The organism is Martelella sp. (assembly GCF_984369615.1).
Genome location: NZ_CFHTCS010000018.1, coordinates 1 through 20,310, shown reverse-complemented (window position 1 = coordinate 20,310; position 20,310 = coordinate 1). Strand labels below are relative to the sequence as shown.

Genomic DNA, 20,310 nt, shown 5'->3' with positions numbered 1-20,310 from the left:
AACAGAGTGTTTTTCCGGTCCGGAGCTAAACGGACAAAGGTCAGTTTTTCTTCAGGAATTATCTCTGCCGGAAACACATCCGCCAAAAACCAACTCCTTATAAAGCACGATGCGCTAGATGATTGCCCGGCGGACGCGGGCCGATACCCATTCCGACATGATGACCGTCGCCAGGATGACGATCAGGATCATGGTGACCTGCGGCCATGCCAGCACGTTGAGCGATGATTGCAGCTTCAGCCCGAGGCCGCCGGCGCCAACAAGGCCAAGGATCGCGCTCTCGCGAATGTTGATATCCCAGCGGAACACGGTAATGCCCCAGAAGGCGGGCAGCACCTGCGGCACGATGGCGTAGTCGAGAATCTGCGCATGGCTGGCGCCCGTTGCGGTGACGGCCTCGACGGGCGCGCTGTCGACCTCCTCGATTGCCTCATAGAGCAGCTTGCCGATGAAGCCGATCGAACGCAGGCCGATGGCGATGACGCCGGCCAGAAGCCCGGGCCCCATGATGGCCACCAGCAACAAGGCCCAGATCAGCGAATTGATCGAGCGGCTGGCAACGATGATGAAAAGCGCAACGGGTCTGAGGATCAATGCCGACGGGGTTGTGTTGCGCGCGGCGAGAAACGCCACCGGGACGGCAAGGATAACCCCCAGTATGGTTCCGAGCGTCGCCATGTTCAGCGTGTCCCAGAGCGGCCCCCACAACTCACTCATGTAGGAAAGGCGCGGCGGCCACATGCGGCTGCCGATATCGGCAGCCTGAACGGGCGCGTCGCTGACGAAGGCCCAGATCGTGTCGCGGGTCATCAACTGCCAGCACCAGACGGTCAGCGCAACGAGGAAGAACCAACCGGCCCAGATCAGGAGCGATTGCCGCGTGGTCCTGCGGCGCCAGATATCGGGATAGGCAGGATCGGTCATTGCAGTCGCTTCCGGATGTAGCTCGAGCCATATTCGGCCACCATCACCAGCAGGATGATGATCAGGATGATCGCACCGGCGCTGTCATATTCGTAGCGGTCGATCGCCGTGTTCAGCGTCGCGCCGATGCCGCCGGCCCCGACAATGCCGATCACCGCGCTCTCGCGGAAGTTGATGTCGAGCCGGTAAAGCGACAGGCCGATGAGCCGCGGCATCACCTGCGGCTGGATGGCATAGTTGATCATCTGCAGCCATGAGGCGCCGGTGGCGCGGACGGCTTCCGCCTGTGCTTCGTCGATGTCCTCGATGTCCTCGGCCAGGAGCTTGGACAGGAAGCCGATCGTCGCGAAGGAGAGCGTCAGGAACCCGGCGAAGGGGCCGAAGCCGAACATGGCAACGAAGAAGATCGCGATGATGATCTCCTGCAGCGAGCGGCTGACGGCGATGATGGCGCGGCAGATCATGTAGATGACCGGCGTCGAGACGTTGCGCGCTGCGCCGATGCCGATCGGAACCGAGATGATGACGCCGGCGACCGTCGAGGTCAGCGTCATGGTCAGGCTTTCGACAAGGCCCTTGGAAATATCGCCCCAGCGGCTGGTGAAATCGGGCTGGAGGAAGCCGGCAAGGAAGCGCGCGCCGCGCGTCCAGCCTTCGGCAATGCGCGCCCAGTTCGGGTCAAGCGTCGCAAGCGCCAGCACCAGCCACACGGCGAAGCCGGCCTGAATGACGATGCGCCAGCCGCGATGCGTGAAGATCTGCGGTGGGCGTTTCCATGTTGTCGGATAGCTGCTCATCTTACGATGCCCGCCATCAGCGCAGCGGCTTCGGCCTCGGCGGTGTTGTCGTCCTCGGCGTTCCTGCGCATCGCGTTCCAGTCTTCCGCGCCGTAGATTTCGGTCAGAACCGTTTCGTTCAGCGCATCGGGCGCGCCGTCGAACACGACCGCGCCGGCGCGCAGGCCGACGATCCGCTGCATGAACTGGCGGGCAAGCGGAACGTCGTGGATATTGACGATCGCCGGAAGATTGCGCTCGGCGCAGATCTCGATCAAAAGCCGCATGATCTGGCGGCTGGTCTTTGGGTCGAGGCTTGCCGTCGGTTCGTCGACCAGAAGCAGTTCCGGTTCCTGGGCAAGGGCGCGGGCAATGCCGACCCGTTGCCGCTGACCGCCCGAAAGCGCATCCGCGCGCTTGTCTGCATGCTGCAGCAGGCCGACACGGTCGAGAAGGCCATAGGCGCGGCTGATATCGTCTGCGCCGTAGCGGCGGGTGAAACTGGTCCAGAACCCGACATAGCCGAGGCGGCCGGAGAGCACATTCTCCATCACCGTCAGGCGCTCGACCAGCGCATATTCCTGAAAGATCATGCCGATGCGTCGGCGCATGGCGCGCAGCTTGCGCTGGTCCTGACCGGTGATCGGGCTGCCCGACAGGAGTACGGCGCCACCGGTCGGTTCGACCAGACGGTTGATGCAGCGGATGAGCGTGGATTTTCCGGCGCCCGATGGCCCGATCAGCCCGACGACCTGACCTTCGGGAACTGTGAGGCTGACATCGACCAGAGCCTTGTCGCCGGTCTTGTAGGTCTTGGTGAGCGATTTCAGTTCAAGCATGTCGTGTTCCACGAAAAGATGGACGGGCGGATGAAATCCGCCCGTCCGTCCGAATGGGATTTCGGCTGACTTACTGGCAGTCGTAGGAAACGCCGTTGGCTTCGTCGATCTGACGGATCACGGCCCAGTTGTTCTTGAAGGTGATCGGGATGAACTGCGCTTCGCCCGACTTGGAAAACTCTTCTTCAAGCGAGGAGCCTTCCCATTCGAAGGAGGCGAAGGCTTCCTTGATCTTGTCCTGAAGCGCGGGCGTCAGGTTGTGTGCAACGCCGTAACCGGTCGTCGGGAAGGTCTGCGAGGTATAGATGATCTCGATCTGGTCATCGGAGATCACGTCGCGGGCGAGCATGCGCTTGCGCACCGAATTGGCGATGGCGCCGGCCGGATAATCCTTGTTGGCAACGCCGAGAATGGTGTTGTCGTGCTTGCCGGAGAAGGTGGCTTCGAAATCGGTGCCGGCTTCCATGCCGTATTCGGATTTCAGAATGGCGGACGGAGCCTTGTAACCGGAATTGGAGGTTTCCGAGGAGAAGGCAAGCGTCTTGCCCTTGATGTCCTCGACGTCTTCAATGCCGGAGCCCGGATAAGTGATCAGTTCCATTTCATAGCCGAACGAGCCGTCCTCGGCCGCCATCATGGTGAAGGGGCGGAAGCCGGCGCAGGCAACGGCCAGCGGGTTCGAGCCGGTGTTGAAGCCTGCGACGTGCAGGCGGCCGGCGCGCATGGCCTCGATCTGGGCGGCGTTGGAATCGACGGGGAAGAACTGGACCCGCTTGCCGGTGACCTCTTCCATATGGGCCAGGAAATCGGCCCAAGCTTCGGCGTAGACGGCCGGGTCTTCAACCGGCGTGTAGGCGAAGATCAGAACGGACGGATCGACAAGCTCAGCCGGATCGGACGGGATATCGGCGATCAGATCGCCGTCGGCGTCGGTGTAGCGGCTATCCAGGGTGAAATCGGCAAGGGCCGGAACGGACATCGCGATCAGGGCAGTGGCGGCAAGAAGCATACTGCGCATATTGGCTCTCCAGTCTGTATTGGCTCTGGAGGCGACTTAGCAAGTCTTCGTTACAGTATTACGACGATGCACCTGTCTCCGGCCTCGACCGACCGATTGAACTGAAGGTCCTTGCGGCTTGCCTGCCGTCCTACCGGACCGCCTTTACGCCTTCCAGGAGCAGCGTCGTCGCCATTGCCGCATAGTCTTCGCGGGTGATCTTGCCGCCGTCGCGGAACCACATATAGACCCAGTTCATCATGCCGAACAGCGACATGGTGACCGGCATCAGAAGCGGGCGCTCCGGGCGGTCGAGCTCGGGATGGATCTCGCGGATGACGGCAGAGAAACGGCCGACGATGCTGCGCTCGAGCGCGCGGATCTGCTTGGTCTGCTCGGCGGTAAGGGCAGGCGCCGCATTGAGCTGCACCTTGTGCTGGTCATCGGCGCCGCGATATTCGTTCAGCACCGTCATCACCAGTTTCTCGAGCCGGGCCTTGTGTTCGAGGCCCGGGTCGTCGGCGGCCTCGAGCGCTACATCAAGCGCCTCCAGATGCGAGGCGATGATGGCGAAGATCAACGCCTCCTTGGAGGGGTAATAGTGGTAGAGCAGCGCCTTCGACACGCCCGCCGCGCGCGCGATCTGCGACATCGACGCCTTTTCCATGCCCTGCGTGGCGAACACATGGGCGGCGTTTAAAAGCAGGCCGTGCCGCTTTTCCTCGAAATCATTGGCCCGTGTTCTCGCCATGTTCTCTCAAAACTCCTGATGGGCAGGCAAAAGGGGCGGTTTCGCCCCTTTTAGCATTGGCTAATCAATTGACCAACCGGCCGGTGATTATTTCGGGCGATTGTCAACCACGCGCTTGGCCTTGCCTTCCGAACGGGCAACGCTTTCCGGATCGCGAATGTCGATCTTCGTTGAAACGCCGATCACCGACTTGATGTGGTGCGCCAGCTCCTTCGCCGAGGCCAGCCGGGCTTCCGCCGAGGACTGATCCGGCGTGCACTCCACATGCACGGTCATCACGTCCATGCGGTTCTTGCGGGTCAGTTCGATCTGGAAATGCGGGGCAAGGCCATCGCATTTCAGGATCATCTCCTCGATCTGGGTCGGGAAGACATTGACGCCGCGCAGGATGATCATGTCGTCGGAGCGGCCGGTGATCTTTTCGATCCGGCGCATGGAGCGCGCCGTGCCGGGCAGGATGCGGGTCAGGTCGCGGGTGCGGTAGCGCACCATCGGCAGGCCCTCCTTGGTCAGCGTGGTGAAGACCAGCTCGCCCATCGCGCCGTCGGGAAGCACCTCGCCGGTCTGCGGGTCGATGATTTCGGGATAGAAATGGTCTTCCCAGACATGCAGCCCGTCCTTGGTTTCCACGCATTCATTGGCAACGCCCGGACCCATGATCTCCGAAAGGCCGTAAATGTCGACGGCGTGCATGTCGAAGGCGTCCTCGATTTCCGCCCGCATCGCGTTGGTCCAGGGTTCGGCGCCGAAAATGCCGACCTTCAGCGAGCTTTCGCGCGGATCGATGCCCTGGCGGCGGAATTCGTCGAGGATCGACAGCATGTAGGAGGGGGTGACCATGATGATCTGCGGCTTGAAGTCGCTCATCAGGGTGACCTGACGCTCGGTCATGCCGCCGGAGATCGGCACGACGGTGCAGCCGAGACGTTCGGCGCCGTAATGCGCGCCAAGGCCGCCGGTGAAAAGCCCGTAGCCATAGGCTACATGACAGATATCGCCCGCGCGACCGCCGGACGCCCGGATCGAGCGAGCCATGACATCGGCCCAGACATCGATATCGTTCCTCGTGTAGCCAACAACGGTCGGGCGCCCGGTGGTGCCGGAGGAGGCGTGGATGCGCGCAAGCTTCTCGCGCGGCACGGCGAACATGCCGAAGGGGTAGGTGTCGCGCAGGTCCGTCTTCACAGTGAAGGGAAACTTCGCGAGGTCGGCAAGCGTCCTGAAATCGGACGGATGCACGCCGCTGTCATCGAAGCGCTTGCGGTAGAAGGGCGAGTTCTCATAGGCGTGGTTCAGCGACCAGGCCATGCGCTTTTGCTGAAGGGCGGAGATTTCGTCGCGGCTCGCCACCTCGATCGGGTCGAGAATCTCGCGGGACGGCTTCAGATTGTCGATGGCGTTCATGTCTTCCTCCTCGAAAACGTATGCGCTCAGGCTTTCAGCAGCGTGCCGTTGATGGTGCGCGAATGGCCGCGGAACTCGGCGATCACCGCTCCGTCCTCCCGTGTCACGCTTATATCATAGATGCCGGATCGGCCTCTGCGCGAAACCTCGCGCGCGGTGGCGGTCAGGCGGTCGCCGAGCGCGCCGGGTGCTACGTAGGTCATCGAGCAGTGCTGGGCGACGGTCAGCTGGTTATAGGTGTTGCAGGCAAAGGCGAAGGCGCTGTCGGCGAGCGTGAACAGATAGCCGCCATGGGCATTGCCGTGGCCATTGGTCATCGCCTCCGTCAGCGTCATGGAAAGCGTCGCCTCGCCGGGGGCAATGTGCTCGATCGTCATGCCGAGGTGCCGCGAGGCATTGTCGTCATTCCACATCGCCCTGGCGCAGGCTTCGGCCAGTTCCTGCGGGCTCATCGCGTTGATCGTTGCCTCCATGTTCATTTTCCCTCGAAGACCGGCGCGCGCTTTTCCAGAAAGGCGGTCACGCCTTCGGCATAATCATCCGTGCGGCCCGCTTCGCGCTGGCAGTCGCGCTCCATGTTCAGATGGGCGGAAAGGTCGTGTTCGGAGGCCGCCTGGATCAGTCGTTTGGTCAGTCCCAGACCCTTCGTCGGGCCACTTGCAAGCTTTGCCGCAAGCGCCGTTGCCTCTTCCATCAGCTTTTCGTCTTCGACGGACTTCCAGATCAGGCCCCAGTCTTCGGCCTTCTCGGCGATAAGCGGCTCGGCGGTCATCGCCAGCGCCTTTGCGCGCGGTTCGCCGAGCGCGCGCGTCAGCGACCAACTGCCGCCGGCGTCGGGAATGAGGCCGATCTTCGAAAAGGCCTGGATGAATTTCGCTGATTTCGCGGCGAACACGATATCGCAGGCAAAGGAGATGTTTGCGCCCGCGCCTGCCGCCACGCCGTTGACGGCACAAATCACGGGTTTTTCCAGCGAACGGATCAGGCGCAGCGTCGGATTGTAATAGGTCTCGAGCGTCTCGCCGAGATCCGGCTTCTCCGTCATCTGGCGCGGATCGCGGTCGCCGAGGTCCTGGCCGGCGGAGAAGGCGCGGCCGGCGCCCGTCAGAAGAACGGCGCGAATGTCCGCCTCGTCATGGGCGCGCTGCAGCGCTGCCCGCAAGGCGAGATGCATATCGACATTGAAGGAATTCAGTTTTTCGGGACGGTTGAGCGTTACGCCCAACACGCCGTCTTTCAACGTGACGAGCACGCTTTCATTATCGGTCATTCTTGCCTCCCGTCGCGCGCTCCTCAAGCGCGGCTGATAATTGTTGTTGCATAAACCGTCCGGTCGGTCAATAATAGTCTCCAGAATTTGGGAGGAGACATGACGAACCTATACGATCGCCATTCCGCGCTGCTGGCGCGGGCGGTGGAAGCGCTCAGGACCCGTGCCTTCTGGACGCCCTTTCCGGAAGTGCCGTCGGGCAAGGTCTATGGCGAGACCGCCAAGGCCGACGGCATTGCCGGTTTCGAAGCGCTTGTCGGCAATGCTTTCGACATTCCGGGCCATCCCGAGACCCGCCGCGTCGGCCGCGAGAATGCGCCGTGGGGCCAGACGCTCGCCATTTCCTATCCTGCCGCCGATCCAGCAACGCTGATCGCGGCCTGCGAGAAGGCATCGCATTCGTGGGCGTCCGCCGATCCGGAAACCCGCGCCGGCATCCTTCTGGAAGCGCTCACCCGGCTCAACGCCATGAGCTTTCTCATCGGCCACGCCACCATGCACACCACCGGACAGGCCTTTCCCATGGCCTTTCAGGCCGGCGGCCCGCATGCGCAGGATCGCGGGCTGGAAGCCGTTGCCGCGGCCTATGCGGAGATGACCGGCAGCGCCACCGCCGCCACCTGGGTAAAGCCGCAGGGCAAGCGCGACCCGATCACGCTGGAAAAGCGCTGGCGCATTGTCCCGCGCGGCCTGTCGCTGATGATCGGCTGCCAGACGTTTCCGAACTGGAACGGCTATCCGGGGTTGTTCGCCAGCCTTGCCACCGGAAACACGGTGATCGTCAAGCCGCATCCGGGCGCGATCCTGCCGCTGGCGCTCACCGTCAAGGTTTTGCGTGAAGTTCTGGCGGAAGAAGGCTTCTCGCCGGATGTGGTTCTGCTCGCCGCAGACGAGCCGGGCGCGGAAATCACCAAGGCGCTGGTCGAAACCCGGGCGTTCTCGATCATCGACTATACCGGCTCCTCCGTCTTTGCCGCTTGGCTGCGGAAGAATGCGGACGGCGCTCTCGTCTTTACCGAGGAGACCGGCGTCAACTCGATCACCATCACCGGCACGGATGATTTTGCCGGCATGTGCGACAACATCGCCTTTTCGCTGTCGCTCTATTCCGGCCAGATGTGCACCTCGCCGCAGAATCTCTATCTGCCGAAGGACGGGATCGAGACGGATGAGGGCCACAAGAGCTTCGATGAGGTCGTCGGCGGCATCGTCGCTGCCATCGACAGGCTGCTTGAAGACGGCGCGCAGGCATCCTCGGTCTGCGGCGCGATCGCCAATGCCGCGACCTTCGAGCGCGTCGCGAAGGCCCGCCATGCCGGCCGCGTCGTGCGCGAAAGCCGCGAGACCGGGCTTGGCGCCTCGGCGACGCCGCTTCTTGTTGTGGCCGATGACCGTGAAGGCGGCCTTGAGCGTGACGAATGCTTCGGCCCGGTGTCCTTCTTCATCGCCTGCAAAGATGCGCATGACGCCATCGCCAGGGCTTCGGCCATCGCAGCCGAAAAGGGCGCGATCACGGCGGCCCTTTATGCCACGGACGGCGCGCTGATCGAGGAGGCCGCAACGGCCTTTTCGAAGGCCGGCGTCAATCTCTCGGTGAACCTCACCGGCAATATCTATGTCAATCAGTCGGCGGCCTTCTCGGACTACCATGTCACGGGCGCAAACCCTTCGGGCAATGCGAGCCTCACCGACACGGCCTTTGTCGCGCCGCGGTTCCGGCGCGTCATGATCCGCTGGCCCAGAGCCGCCTGAGAGGCGGCCTGACAGCTCGTTTTGGATACATCAGGGAGGAGAATCCAATGAAATTGATGACAACAACGGCACTGGCGATGCTCGCCACGCTCGGTCTCGCAACGGCCGCAAGCGCCGAGATCAGGCTCGGCGCCAGCCTTTCGGCCACGGGTCCTGCCGCCTTTCTCGGCGATCCGGAAGCCAAGACCATCGAAATGCTGGTCGAGGAACTGAACGCCAAGGGCGGCATCAATGGCGAGAAGATCGATCTGACGCTTTATGATGATGGCGGCGACCCCAACAAGGCGCGCACCTTCGCCACCCGCCTGATCGAGGATGACGAAGTTGTCGCCATCATCGGCGGCACCACCACCGGCACCTCCATGTCGATCCTCTCGGTTGCCGAGGACGAAGGCATTCCCTTCATCTCGCTCGCCGGCGCGATCCAGATCATCGACCCGGTCAAGGACTATGTCTTCAAGACGCCGCATACCGACCGCATGGCCTGCGAGAAGATCTTCGACAACATGCAGAAGAACGGCATCACCAGGATCGGCATGATCTCCGGCACCGACGGCTTCGGCGCGTCGATGCAGGCGCAGTGCAAGGACGTCGCCGGCGGTTATGATATCGAAATCCTCGCCGATGAGATCTACGGCCCGAGCGATGCCGACATGACGCCGCAGCTCACCAAGATCAAGAACACCGAGGGCGTTCAGGCGATCCTCAACCCGGGCTTCGGCCAGGGTCCGGCGATCGTCACCCGCAATGCCAGCCAGCTCGGCATCGACCTGCCGCTCTACCAGAGCCACGGCGTGGCCTCCGACAGCTTTATCGAGCTGGTCGGGCCGGAGGCGTCGGAGGGCGTGCGCCTGCCGGGTACAGCACTTCTGATCGCCGACATTCTGCCGGAAGACGATATCCAGCGCGATGTGGTGATGGAATACAAGACCGCCTACGAGGAAAAGTACAACCAGAACGTCTCGACCTTCGGCGGCTATGCCAATGACGCCTTCCTGCTGATGGTCAACGCCATGAACCAGGCGGGCGGTGAAGATCCCGATGCCATCCGTGACGCGCTGGAGGCGACCGACGGCCTCGTCGGCACCACCGGCGTCTACACCATGGGTCCGGACAATCATCTCGGTCTCGATCTTTCCGCCTTCCGCATGCTCGAAATCGAGAATGGCGGCTGGACGTCGATCGACTGACGATTTGAAAGACGCCCCGCGCCTATGACGGGTGCGGGGCGCTCGCCGCGGGTGGTGTCTGCCCGCTCCTTCGCTGTCACCGTTCGGGATCCATCCATGGACGCTTTGATGCAATTCATTCTGTCGGGCTTTACGGTTGGCGCGGTCTACGCGCTCGTCGCGCTCGGCTTCACGATCATCTACAACGCCTCAGACGTGGTGAATTTCGCGCAGGGCGAATTCGTCATGCTGGGCGGCATGATCACCGCCTTTACCTATGCCGCCGGCCTGCCGCTGCCGCTCGCCGGCCTTCTCGCCATCGTCATCACCGCAGCCGTCGGCGTCGCGCTCAACAAGCTTGCGATCGAGCCCGCGCGCGGCGCGCCGGTGGTCTCGCTGGTGATCATCACCATCGGCGCCTCGATCTTCATCCGCGGCGTCGCGCAGCTTGTCTTCGATAAGCAGCTTCATCGCTTTCCCGCCTTTTCCGGCGACGATCCGATTCACATTCTCGGCGCGACCATCCTGCCGCAGAGCCTGTGGGTGATCGGCGGCGCCGTCTTTGTCTTCGTCGGCCTCTGGGCCTTCTTCACCAAGACGCTGACCGGCAAGGCCGTGCTGGCGGCCGCCAACAACCGGCTCGCCGCCCAGCTTGTCGGCATCAACACAAACTGGGTTATGACGCTGTCCTTCTCGCTGTCGGCCGCGATTGCCGCCCTTGCGGGCGTGCTGATCACGCCGATCACGCTTGTCAGCTATGATGTCGGCGTGGCGCTGGCGCTGAAGGGCTTTGCCGCCGCCATGCTCGGCGGCATGGGCAATCCCAAGGGCGCGCTCGTCGGCGGCATTGCGCTCGGCCTGATGGAGGCGTTGACGGCTGGGTATCTCTCCTCGCAATACAAGGAAGCGGTCGCCTTCGTCGTCATCCTTGCCGTTTTGTTCGCCATGCCCCAGGGCCTGTTCGGCGCGAAGTCGACGGAAAGGGTCTGAGGCGATGTCAGCACATTCGAAATGGATCCAGATCGCGATCGTCGCGGCCCTCGTCGCCGTCCTGCCCTTCTTCTTTCCGTCGGGCTATTACTACCGCGTCGGTGCGCTGATCTTCGTCAACGCGCTTTCGGTGATCGGCCTCGTCATCCTGATCGGCTATGCCGGGCAGATCTCGCTCGGCCATGCGGGCTTTGCCGGCATCGGTGCTTATTCATGTGCGCTCGCGCCGGAATATCTGGGCCTGCATCCGGCCCTCGCCGCCCTTCTCGGCGCGGTCATTTCAGGCGGAGTGGCTGCCCTTATCGGTCGGCCGATCCTCAAGCTCAAAGGCTATTATCTGGCCGTGGCGACGCTCGGCTTCGGCATTCTCGTGTCACTGGTACTCACCAATGAGCGGCAGTTGACGGGCGGACCGGACGGCATGGCCGTGCCGGAGCTTGGCCTGCGCGATTTTCTGCGCGACATGGGTTGGCGCCTGTCGGGCGGCGAGTTCTGGTATGGCGTTTCAGGCATCGTGCTCGTCATCGGAGTCTGGATCGCGCTCAATCTGGCAATGAGCCCGACGGGCCGCGCCATGCGCGCGCTGCACGGTTCGGAAGTCGCCGCCCGCACGGTCGGCATCGATGTCGCCCGCGTCAAGCTGCAGGCCTTCATCATTTCCGCCGTCTATGCCTCGGTCGCCGGTTCGCTTCTGGCGCTGCAGAACCGGTTCATCACGCCGGACGTCGCCGGCTTCATGCATTCGATCGAAATGGTCTCCATGGCCGTGCTCGGCGGCGTCGGCTCCATTCTCGGGGCCATGCTGGGCGCTGCGATCCTCACGCTCCTGCCGCAGGTGCTGACGGTGTTTGCCGAATATGAACAGCTCGTCCTCGGCGCCATCATGATTTCGGTGATGATCTTCCTGCCGCGCGGGCTTCTGCCCTCGATCGCAAGCAAACTGAAGGGGAGGGACGAATGAGCCTTCTTGATGTTCAGTGCCTCGGCATTTCCTTCGGCGGCCTGCGCGCCGTCAACAATGTCAGCTTTTCGGCAAAGGCCGGCGAGATCGTCTCGGTGATCGGGCCGAACGGCGCGGGCAAGACCACGCTGTTCAATATGATCTCTGGCGTCTATCTGCCCGGCGAGGGCAAGGTGATGCTGGAGGGGCGCGACATTACGGCAAAACGGCCCGACCGGCTGGCAAATCTCGGCCTGACGCGCACCTTCCAGAACCTGCAGATCTTCCAGGAAATGACGGTTCTGGAAAATGTCATCGCCGGGTTTCACCTGCAGGAGCGCGGCGCGCTCATTGCCGATCTCCTGTCGCTTCCGGCCTCGAAGAAACGGGCGGCGGAAGCCAAAAGAGGCGCTGAGGAACTGCTTGTGCGTGTCGGCCTGCAAAAGGCGGCCGAACGCCAGGCAGGAAATCTTTCCTATGGCGCGCTCAAGCGGCTGGAAATCGCCCGCGCCCTTGCCGTTTCCCCCCGCGTCCTGCTGCTTGACGAGCCGGCGGCTGGCTGCAACGCGGTGGAAACGGAGGAGATCGACCGGCTGATTGCCGAACTCGCAAAAACCGGCATCGCCATCCTTCTCGTCGAGCACGACATGAAGATGGTGATGCGGATCTCCAACCATATCGTGGTGCTCGATCACGGCGAGAAGATCGCCGAGGGCGATCCGGAAACCGTATCGCGCAACAAGGCGGTGATCGCCGCCTATCTTGGAACCGAAGAGGAGGCCGCCGATGCTGACGGTTAAGGGCCTGCGCTCGGCCTATGGCCGCATCGAGGTGCTGCACGGCATCGATCTCGAGGTGAAATCCGGCGAGATCGTCACCGTGGTCGGCGCCAATGGCGCAGGCAAGACGACGCTTTTGAAATGCCTCTCCGGCCTGCAGCCGGTGACCGACGGCGAGATGATCTTTCGCGGCGAGGTGATGACCGCCGTTCCCGCCTTCAAACGGCTGAGGCAGGGCCTTGCCCAGTCGCCGGAAGGCCGGCAGATATTCACCAATCTTTCGGTTGAGGAAAATCTGAGGCTCGGCGCCTTCCTCTATACCGATGAGCGCGTCGAGCGCGACATGGAAGACGCTTTCGCCATGTTCCCGATCCTGAAGGAGAAGCGCAATCTGATGGCCGGCGGGCTTTCCGGCGGCCAGCAGCAGATGCTGGCGATCGCCCGCGCGCTGATGGGCCGACCCGCCTGCCTGCTGCTGGACGAACCCTCCATGGGCCTCGCGCCGCTGCTGGTTGCCCAGATCTTCGACGTGGTGAAGGCCCTGAAGGCGCGCGACGTGACCGTGCTTCTCGTCGAGCAGAATGCCTATGGGGCGCTGAAGATCGCCGATCGCGGCTATGTGATGGAAACCGGCCGCATCACCATGGAAGGCGCGGCGGCAGCCCTGATCGCCGACCCGCAGGTGCGCGAGGCCTATCTTGGAATCTGAGATGAAGACTGTAGTGACGATCGACCATCGCGGCGCAATCGCCGTGGTGACCATCGACAATCCGCCCGTCAACGCACTCTCGAATTCGGTGCGCGGTGCGCTCGTCGAAGCCGTCGCAACGCTTGATGCCGATGATGCTGTGAAGGCCGTGGTGCTCGCCTGCGCCGGACGCACCTTCATTGCAGGGGCCGATGTGCGCGAGTTCAACCTGCCGCCGCAGGAGCCGCTTCTGCCCGACGTGGTGGCAGCAATAGAGGATGCGGAAAAACCCTGGGTGGCGGCCATTCACGGGTCCGCGCTCGGCGGCGGATTTGAAGTAGCGCTTGGCTGCCGTTTCCGGATCGCGGACGCGAAGGCCTCCGTCGGCCTGCCGGAAGTCACGCTGGGCCTCATCCCCGGCGCTTCCGGCACGGTGCGCACGCCGCGCCTTGCGGGCGTCGAGACGGCGGTCAAGCTTGCCGTCTCGGGTCGTCCGATGAAGGCGAAACCCGCGCTTGAGGCGGGGCTGATCGATGCGATCGCCGAGGGTGATCTCCTCGGGGAGGCCGTCGCCTTTGCCGAGCGGGCGATGGAGAAACCGCTGCCGCCGAAGGCGCGGGAGCGTCCGGTCACCGCGCCAGCGGAGGGTTTCTGGGCAGCGGCCGAAAAGGACGCGGCAAAGCCAGGCTACCGCGCGCCGCTGGAGGTGCTGGCCGCCATCCGCTTTGCCGTCGAAAACCCGTTCGATGCGGCGATGAAACATGAGCGCGACGTTTTTCTCGAACTGCGCGCTTCGAAGGAAGCCGCAGCGCTCCGCCACGTCTTCTTTGCCGAGCGCGCCGCGTCCCGTCCTGAAAGCCTTAAAGGCATCGAGCCGCTGGACGTATCGTCGGTCGGCGTCATCGGCGGCGGCACGATGGGGGCGGGCATCGCGGTCGCGGCGCTCAATGCCGGGCTCTCCGTCACCCTGATCGAGCGCGACGAAGAGGCTGTCGCGCGCGGCATCCGCACGATTGACGGCATCCTGGCGGGCTCCGTCAAGCGCGGCAAGCTCACCGAGGCGGGCCGCGTCGAGCTGATGGCATCTCTGGGCGGCACCACGGAGTACAGGGCGCTCGGCGATTGCGATCTCGTGATCGAGGCGGTGTTCGAGGAGATTTCGGTCAAGCGCGCTGTCTTTGAACGGCTCGGCGCCGTCTGCCGGCCCGATGCGGTGCTGGCCACCAACACATCCTATCTCGATCCGCGTTTGATCGCGGAGGGCCTGCCGAACCCCGGTCGCGTCATCGGCCTGCATTTCTTCTCGCCCGCCCATGTGATGAAACTGCTCGAAATCGTGCCGGTGCCGGAGACCTCCGAGACCGTGCTTGCGACAGGTTTTGCGCTTGCCAAAAGGCTCGGCAAGATGCCGGTGCGCGCCGGAATCTGCGAGGGCTTTATCGGAAACCGTATCTTGAAGCGCTATCGCGCGGCGGCCGAAGACCTGGTCGAACAGGGTGTCGCAATTGCCGATATCGACGCGGCCATGCGCGACTACGGCTTCAGGATGGGCCCGTTCGAGGCACAGGATCTCGGCGGCCTCGACATCGCCTTCCTGCAGCGCGAGGGCGCGCGGGCTGAGGGCAAGCAGGTGCCGGAGACGCTCGGCGATATTCTCGTGCGCGCCGGACGCAAGGGGCAGAAGGCCGGCGGCGGCTGGTATGACTACGCGCCGGGAAGCCGGACGCCGATCGTTTCCGACACGGTGCATGCCCTGTTGAGAGCCCGGATCACGAACTCCTCCCGGCTGAGCCTCGAGGCGATCGCCGATCTGCTTGTGAAGGCAATGGCGGACGAGGGGCGTGCGATCCTGGCCGAAGGCATCGCCGAAAAGCCTGCCGATATCGACCTTGTCGAAATCCACGGCTATGGCTTTCCGCGCCACAAGGGCGGGCCGATGTTTGAAAGCGACGGCTGATCTTGGTCAGCCGACATTGACCTGTTGCGTGACGCGGTTAGGCTTGGGCCAAAAATTGTCAGAAAACCGGAGGTCACCATGTCGAAAACCCTGATCACTCTCATTGCCGCTCTGGCATCATCGTCTGCTCTTGCGCAGGAGACGCGGACGGTCTCAGGCGAGGCTACCTACCGTGAACGCATGGCATTGCCGGATGACGCCGAACTGATCGTCTTCCTGACGGGCTTTCAGGGCAACGAGCTTGGCGGCATGAGCGAAGCGGCGGATGGGCGGCAGGTGCCGTTGCCGTTTTCGTTTTCCGTTCCCGGCGGGTTCAAGGGCGACCTCACGGCCGCGATCATGATCGATGACGCGCTTCGCTTCGTCAGCGATCCGGTGGAGGTTGCAGCGGGAACGGCGGATGTCGATATCGGCACCATCTGGCTCTCGGGCTTCACGCCCTCCGGTTTCCAGTCCACCTGGGCTTGTGGCGATGACCGCTTCACCATCGGATTCCGCGACAATCTGGCCGTTATCGAGACGGATGAGAGGATTTTCGAGCTTCCCCAGGCGATCTCGGCCGATGGCGCGCGGTTTGCGAGCGAGGACGGTCGGAACGAGTTCTGGGGCAAGGGCGACAAGGCGACGCTGACGCTTGACGGCGTGACCCTGCCAGAGTGCGAGATGGTTGAGGATGACAACAGCTGGACGGCGCAGGGCAACGAGCCCGGCTGGCGCGCGGTTATGGCGAATGGGCGTTTCCGCCTCGATCTCAACTACGGAGACGACCGGCTCGATCTGCGCATTCCCGAAGCGGAAATCTCGGAAGGCGCCTATCATTACGACTTCGCTGCCTTCGGCCTGTCCTTCGCCGTCCGCGACCGGCTCTGCCGCGACGACATGAGCGGACGGCTTTTCCCGCAGGCGGTCGAGCTGGAAACGGCAACGGGCGTTCTCAAAGGCTGCGGCGGCGACACGATGTCGCTTCTTGCCGGGCCGGAATGGACCGTTTCGGAGATTGGCCCGGAGAGCGTCGGCGACAGCGGCGAGGTGACGATTTCGGTCAGCGCCGACGGCCGGATTTCAGGTTCCGCCGGCTGCAACCGCTTTATGGGCGCGGTGAAGCTTGGCGGCGAGGGCGGTCTTGAGATTGGCCCGCTGGCGGCCACCAACATGGCGTGCGAGGAGCCCTTGATGGCGCTGGAAATGGACTTCTTCCGGGCGATCGACGCGGTCGATGGTTTCAATATCGCCGAAAACGGCGACCTTCTCCTGACGGCCGATGGCGAAACCGTGATCCGGGCCGCGCGCTGACCGGCGTCAGGGCACCAGCGTCAGGAGCACGAAGACGGCGAAGATCACCAGATGGACCGCGCCCTGCAGCACGGTGGTGCGGCCCGTTCCAAGCGTGATCGTGCTGACGAACAGCGTCAGAATGAGCATCACCATCTGCTCCGGTTCGAGCCCGAGCGTCATCTGGCGGCCGAGCGCGATCGAGATCAGCGCCACGATCGGGATCGACAGGCCGATACTGGCAAGCGCCGAGCCGAGCACGAGGTTGATGCTCTGCTGGATCCTGTTCTTGAACGCCGCCTGCACCGATGAAATGCCCTCCGGCAACAGCACCAGCGCCGCGATCATCACGCCGACAAGCGTCTGCGGCAGGCCGGCCGCCGCTATGCCCCGGTCAAGCGGCGCAGACAGCATTTCGGCCAGCAGGATGACCATCAGCAGAGAAAAGGGCAGCATCACCGCGCTTGTCGCCGTCATCCGCCTTGACGGCGCATGGTGGTCCGGAAAGAAGTCGCCCTCCTCGTCATCCGTCTCCTCGGTGAAATAGTTGCGGTGGCGCACCGTCTGGACGAACAGGAACACGCCGTAAAGCACCAGGCAGCAGATACTGACGACGAGAAGCTGGGCCCAGGAATATTGCCGCGCCGGGCCCGAGATCGCAAAGTTCGGCAGCACGAAGGCAAGCGTCGACAGTGTGCCGAGCACGGCGAGGGCGGCGGTGGCGGCGGCAAGCTTGAAGCTCTGTTCGTGGTAGATTCGCCCGCCGGCCACGAGACAGAGCCCGATAATGCCGTTCAGCACGATCATCACGGCGGAAAACACCGTGTCGCGCGCCACGGCATCGGTGCCTTCTGCGCCCGACAGCATGATCGAGACGATCAGCGCCACCTCGATCAGCGTCACGCAGCCGGCAAGAATGATCGAGCCCATCGGCTCTCCCACCTTGGCACCGAGAATTTCGGCATGCAGCACCGAGGCGAAGACCGAGCCGCCGAGCAGCAGGACCGCTGGCACCAGGAAGACCACCGATGTGTCATGAAGCAGGCCGACGATCTCGAGCGCAACGACGACCGCCGCCAGAAACGGCAGCAGCACGCTCCATCTTGGTATCGAACGCGGACTGTGCATGCTCTCTCCTGAAAACGAAACGCCGAGCGGCGTCGCGATGATTGCAGCGAAACTCTTAGCGGGGAACGGCGGCCGATGTCGAGGTGCCGAGCACGAAGGCAAGATTGGCGGCGGCGGTGAAGGCGGCCTCGCGCGCATCGCTTTCGGCAAGCCGCGCCTCGAGCAGGCCGGTCTGGGCAGTTGCCAGCGCCGAGACGGTGCCGACGCCGTTCCGATAGGCCTCAAGCGCCGAATCATAGGTCTTATAGGCGGCCTGGCGGAGCTTGACAGATGAGACATTGGCCTGAAGCGCCGTCGTCAGCGCATTCGAGGCGACCACGATCTCGCGGGCGGCGGCGTCCTTCAACTGCTCGAAATTGCGCTTTGCGGCCTCGACCCGGCTTTCGGCCTGTTTCAGATTGGCGTCGCGCATGCCGGCATCATAGAGCGGGATGGTGGCGCCGATCATGATGTTGCCGTTGAGCCCGTTATTGTCGATGGTCGGCAGGCCGCCCGCCGTCACGCCGGTCTCGTATGATGAGAGCGTGCCGAACACGCCGATTTTCGGCATGAAGTCGGATTTCGCCTTTTTCACGCCCTCGCGGCTTGCCTCGAGCGTCGCATAGCCCGCCAGAATGTCGGGCCGGTTGGAAAGTGCAATCTCGATCATGGTGTCGACCGGCGCGCGGGAAGAAGACGGCAGGCCGCGTCCGGCGGTGTCCTGAACGGTGAGCTTCGACATCGGCGAGATGCCGAGCGCGCCGAGAAGCGCCTGGTAGCTGTCCTGCTCGCCGCCCTTTGCCTGCACAAGCCCCAGTTCCGCCTGGGCGACGATCTGCTCGGCCTGGGCCTCGTCGACGGAGGTGGCAAGGCCGCGTTCGCGCCGGGCCCGCACGGCATCGAAAACCGTGCGGCTGTTTGCAAGCGCCTGGCTTGCCGCCCGCCGATGGGCGCGCGCGGCGTTGTAGTCGTGATAGGCGCCGGTGACGGCGAAGACCAGCTTCTGGTGCATGGCGTTGAACTGGTAGTTCGACGCCAGGGACATCTGCTTTGCCGCCTCCACGACGGCGCTGCGGCCGCCGAAATCAAGCGCCAGCCATTGCAGCGCCATGAACGGCACCACGCCCTGGATATTGCTGTCGAAATAGGCCGAGCCGCCGATCGGGATCGGCAGTTCGGCCGCGTTCCGGTTGGTGCCGGCAATCACATTGGCGGTGATCACCGGCAGGTAGGTGGCCTCCGCCATGCCGACGGCGAGCGCCGCCTGGCGGGCCTCCTCCCAGGCCGCGCGCGTGCCCGGATTGGTGCGTTGGGCAAGGTCGATCAGTTCCGGCAGCGTATAGGTTTTCTGCGTGTCGACGACAGGCTTCGAGAGCGCCAGTTCCGTGCCGCCTTCGGCCGCGGTCTTCAGGTCATCCGCATTGGTGTTTTCCGCCGCCGGCTGCCAGGGCCGCTCCGGCGAGGGCGGGGCGAGCGACAGGGAATCGGCTGCACAGCCGCCAAGAGCGGCGAGGGTGATCACGGCCATGATCCCGGTCATGCCGGAAAGGAGGTTTCGCGTCACGTCGTTTCTCCCGGTTGGGCGGTGTTCGAAAAGTCCGCCGGTTCGGCGGGGCTTGTGATCGGGTCCGGTTCGGGAACGGGCGGCGGATCGGGCCGGAAATAAAGGGCAAGCGAAAGGTCATTCAGCGCCCGCGCCCTCGCGGCATAGTCGCCGCGCGCCTCAAGCGACGGGCGCATGTGGCGCGGTTCGTAGGAGGCCATCTCGACAGCGTTGCGGATCACGCCGAGATCGTTCTGGACCGAGGCGACCAGCGCGGTCGAGGAGCTGCGGGTTGCAAAGTCAAGGCCGGCGAGCGCCTTCAGCTTTGCTGTCGCGAGGTCGACGCGGCGTCTCACCTCGTCGCCGACGCTGACCGGCCAGATATTGGTGAAGATCACATAGACGACGGCATTGCCGAGCAGAATGCCGATGATGCGGTCGCCCGCCGCGCTGAGATCGGTGCTCGGCCCGAAACCCTGCAGCACGGTCAGCAAAAAGGCGAGCGCGATCTGCACGCCGCCATAGGAAATCCGCTCGTTGCCGGTCGAAACCCAGGCGGCGAGCGAGACGACGGCAAAAACCAGAAAGGCAAGCCCGCCAACGGATTCAAGCTGCGGAATGACGAAGAGGATCGCGACGAGACCGAAAAACGCGCCGATCAGGCAGCCAGTGATGCGCAGCACCAGCTTGTGCACCGTGTCTCCCGTGGTGCCGAGGGCCGCGACGTAACAGGTGATCATCGCCGTATGAATGCCCTGCCAGTCGATGGCGGTGTAGATGAAGAAACAGGTGACGGCGGCCAGCGTCGTCTTCAGCGCGAACTGCAGGTGGACGGGGTTGGAGAAGATGTCGGGCGAGACCGCCGGATCGTCGACCGGCGCTCCCTTTTCCAGAGGCGCCATATGGCTGAGATCGTCCAGCGCGCGCGCGATGTCGGCAAAGACGGGGGTGGCTTCAAACCGGTCCGCGCTGAAATCCGGCAGGTCCTTCTTCTGGAGAACGGCCTCGGCCATTTCACGGCAGATGTCGGCGAGCTCTTCTCGGCTGTTGTCTTCGGCATCCGCCGGCAGGGCCGAGACGGCAAGCAGAAGCCGGTAGCTGTGCGCCAGTCCGCGCTCGAGAAAATCATAGGCCCTGCCATAGACGAGGTTC

The 20,310-nt window shown here is 63.6% G+C and carries 19 protein-coding genes; 8 read left to right on the top strand and 11 right to left on the bottom strand.

Going from position 1 to position 20,310, the window contains the following annotated elements; all coding sequences use genetic code 11:
• Positions 1 to 114 precede the first annotated feature (114 nt).
• From phnE (AC5DC2_RS03205) to paaG, 8 genes are all read right to left on the bottom strand, one after another.
• Complete coding sequence (gene phnE / locus AC5DC2_RS03205) at positions 115 to 924, bottom strand: phosphonate ABC transporter, permease protein PhnE (RefSeq protein ID WP_491697435.1); 810 nt, start codon at positions 922 to 924, stop codon at positions 115 to 117.
• Positions 921 to 1,721, bottom strand: a complete 801-nt coding sequence (phnE, locus tag AC5DC2_RS03200) for a phosphonate ABC transporter, permease protein PhnE (protein WP_024706785.1) — start codon at positions 1,719 to 1,721, stop codon at positions 921 to 923. Before phnE (AC5DC2_RS03200) ends, phnE (AC5DC2_RS03205) begins: the two co-directional genes overlap by 4 nt.
• Complete coding sequence (gene phnC / locus AC5DC2_RS03195; protein WP_491697434.1) at positions 1,718 to 2,539, bottom strand: phosphonate ABC transporter ATP-binding protein; 822 nt, start codon at positions 2,537 to 2,539, stop codon at positions 1,718 to 1,720. The genes phnE (AC5DC2_RS03200) and phnC overlap by 4 nt, the downstream gene beginning before the upstream one ends.
• A 70-nt stretch (positions 2,540 to 2,609) precedes the next feature.
• Positions 2,610 to 3,557, bottom strand: a complete 948-nt coding sequence (gene phnD, locus AC5DC2_RS03190) for a phosphate/phosphite/phosphonate ABC transporter substrate-binding protein (protein ID WP_024706783.1) — start codon at positions 3,555 to 3,557, stop codon at positions 2,610 to 2,612.
• A 130-nt stretch (positions 3,558 to 3,687) separates the two neighbouring features.
• The gene (locus AC5DC2_RS03185; protein ID WP_024706782.1) at positions 3,688 to 4,287 is read right to left on the bottom strand and encodes a TetR/AcrR family transcriptional regulator; all 600 of its coding nucleotides are present in this window, start codon (positions 4,285 to 4,287) and stop codon (positions 3,688 to 3,690) included.
• Positions 4,288 to 4,374: 87 nt separating this feature from the next.
• Positions 4,375 to 5,691: a phenylacetate--CoA ligase PaaK gene (gene paaK, locus AC5DC2_RS03180; protein ID WP_491697433.1), complete on the bottom strand. Its 1,317-nt coding sequence runs from the start codon at positions 5,689 to 5,691 to the stop codon at positions 4,375 to 4,377.
• Between the two features lie 26 nt (positions 5,692 to 5,717).
• Entirely contained in the window at positions 5,718 to 6,164 is a 447-nt protein-coding gene (gene paaI, locus AC5DC2_RS03175; protein WP_024706780.1) for a hydroxyphenylacetyl-CoA thioesterase PaaI, read from the bottom strand.
• 2 nt (positions 6,165 to 6,166) lie between these two features.
• Positions 6,167 to 6,961: a 2-(1,2-epoxy-1,2-dihydrophenyl)acetyl-CoA isomerase PaaG gene (gene paaG, locus AC5DC2_RS03170; protein WP_491697432.1), complete on the bottom strand. Its 795-nt coding sequence runs from the start codon at positions 6,959 to 6,961 to the stop codon at positions 6,167 to 6,169.
• A 99-nt stretch (positions 6,962 to 7,060) separates the two neighbouring features.
• On the opposite strand from paaG, the gene paaN reads away from it, so the two are divergent.
• The 8 genes from paaN (at position 7,061) to AC5DC2_RS03130 (ending at position 16,529) form a co-directional block, all read left to right on the top strand.
• Positions 7,061 to 8,713: a phenylacetic acid degradation protein PaaN gene (paaN, locus tag AC5DC2_RS03165; protein ID WP_491697431.1), complete on the top strand. Its 1,653-nt coding sequence runs from the start codon at positions 7,061 to 7,063 to the stop codon at positions 8,711 to 8,713.
• Positions 8,714 to 8,760: 47 nt separating this feature from the next.
• Positions 8,761 to 9,903 (top strand): ABC transporter substrate-binding protein, encoded by a 1,143-nt coding sequence (locus AC5DC2_RS03160; protein WP_491697430.1) that lies wholly within the window; start codon positions 8,761 to 8,763, stop codon positions 9,901 to 9,903.
• Positions 9,904 to 9,999: 96 nt separating this feature from the next.
• On the top strand, positions 10,000 to 10,872 hold the full coding sequence (locus AC5DC2_RS03155) for a branched-chain amino acid ABC transporter permease (RefSeq protein WP_491697429.1): 873 nt from the start codon (positions 10,000 to 10,002) through the stop codon (positions 10,870 to 10,872).
• A 4-nt stretch (positions 10,873 to 10,876) separates the two neighbouring features.
• A complete protein-coding gene (locus tag AC5DC2_RS03150) occupies positions 10,877 to 11,833 on the top strand; it encodes a branched-chain amino acid ABC transporter permease (RefSeq protein ID WP_024706775.1) in 957 nt (318 codons plus the stop codon).
• Positions 11,830 to 12,612: an ABC transporter ATP-binding protein gene (locus AC5DC2_RS03145; protein ID WP_491697428.1), complete on the top strand. Its 783-nt coding sequence runs from the start codon at positions 11,830 to 11,832 to the stop codon at positions 12,610 to 12,612. Before AC5DC2_RS03150 ends, AC5DC2_RS03145 begins: the two co-directional genes overlap by 4 nt.
• Positions 12,599 to 13,300 carry an ABC transporter ATP-binding protein gene (locus AC5DC2_RS03140; protein ID WP_024706773.1) on the top strand — a complete coding sequence of 234 codons (702 nt, stop codon included), beginning with the start codon at positions 12,599 to 12,601 and terminating at the stop codon, positions 13,298 to 13,300. The genes AC5DC2_RS03145 and AC5DC2_RS03140 overlap by 14 nt, the downstream gene beginning before the upstream one ends.
• A 1-nt stretch (position 13,301) precedes the next feature.
• The gene (locus tag AC5DC2_RS03135) at positions 13,302 to 15,236 is read left to right on the top strand and encodes a 3-hydroxyacyl-CoA dehydrogenase NAD-binding domain-containing protein (RefSeq protein WP_491697427.1); all 1,935 of its coding nucleotides are present in this window, start codon (positions 13,302 to 13,304) and stop codon (positions 15,234 to 15,236) included.
• A gap of 78 nt (positions 15,237 to 15,314) precedes the next feature.
• Positions 15,315 to 16,529, top strand: coding sequence for an META domain-containing protein (locus tag AC5DC2_RS03130; RefSeq protein WP_491697426.1), 1,215 nt, complete (start codon positions 15,315 to 15,317; stop codon positions 16,527 to 16,529).
• A gap of 6 nt (positions 16,530 to 16,535) precedes the next feature.
• Here the strand turns inward: AC5DC2_RS03130 and AC5DC2_RS03125 are convergent, their stop codons facing one another.
• The 3 genes from AC5DC2_RS03125 to AC5DC2_RS03115 all read right to left on the bottom strand — a co-directional run.
• Positions 16,536 to 17,636: a calcium:cation antiporter gene (locus tag AC5DC2_RS03125; RefSeq protein ID WP_200336402.1), complete on the bottom strand. Its 1,101-nt coding sequence runs from the start codon at positions 17,634 to 17,636 to the stop codon at positions 16,536 to 16,538.
• 55 nt (positions 17,637 to 17,691) lie between these two features.
• Positions 17,692 to 19,179 (bottom strand): TolC family protein, encoded by a 1,488-nt coding sequence (locus AC5DC2_RS03120; protein ID WP_024706769.1) that lies wholly within the window; start codon positions 19,177 to 19,179, stop codon positions 17,692 to 17,694.
• On the bottom strand, positions 19,176 to 20,310 hold a 1,135-nt coding region (locus AC5DC2_RS03115), incomplete at its 5' end, for an FUSC family protein (RefSeq protein WP_491697425.1). The genes AC5DC2_RS03115 and AC5DC2_RS03120, both read right to left, overlap by 4 nt.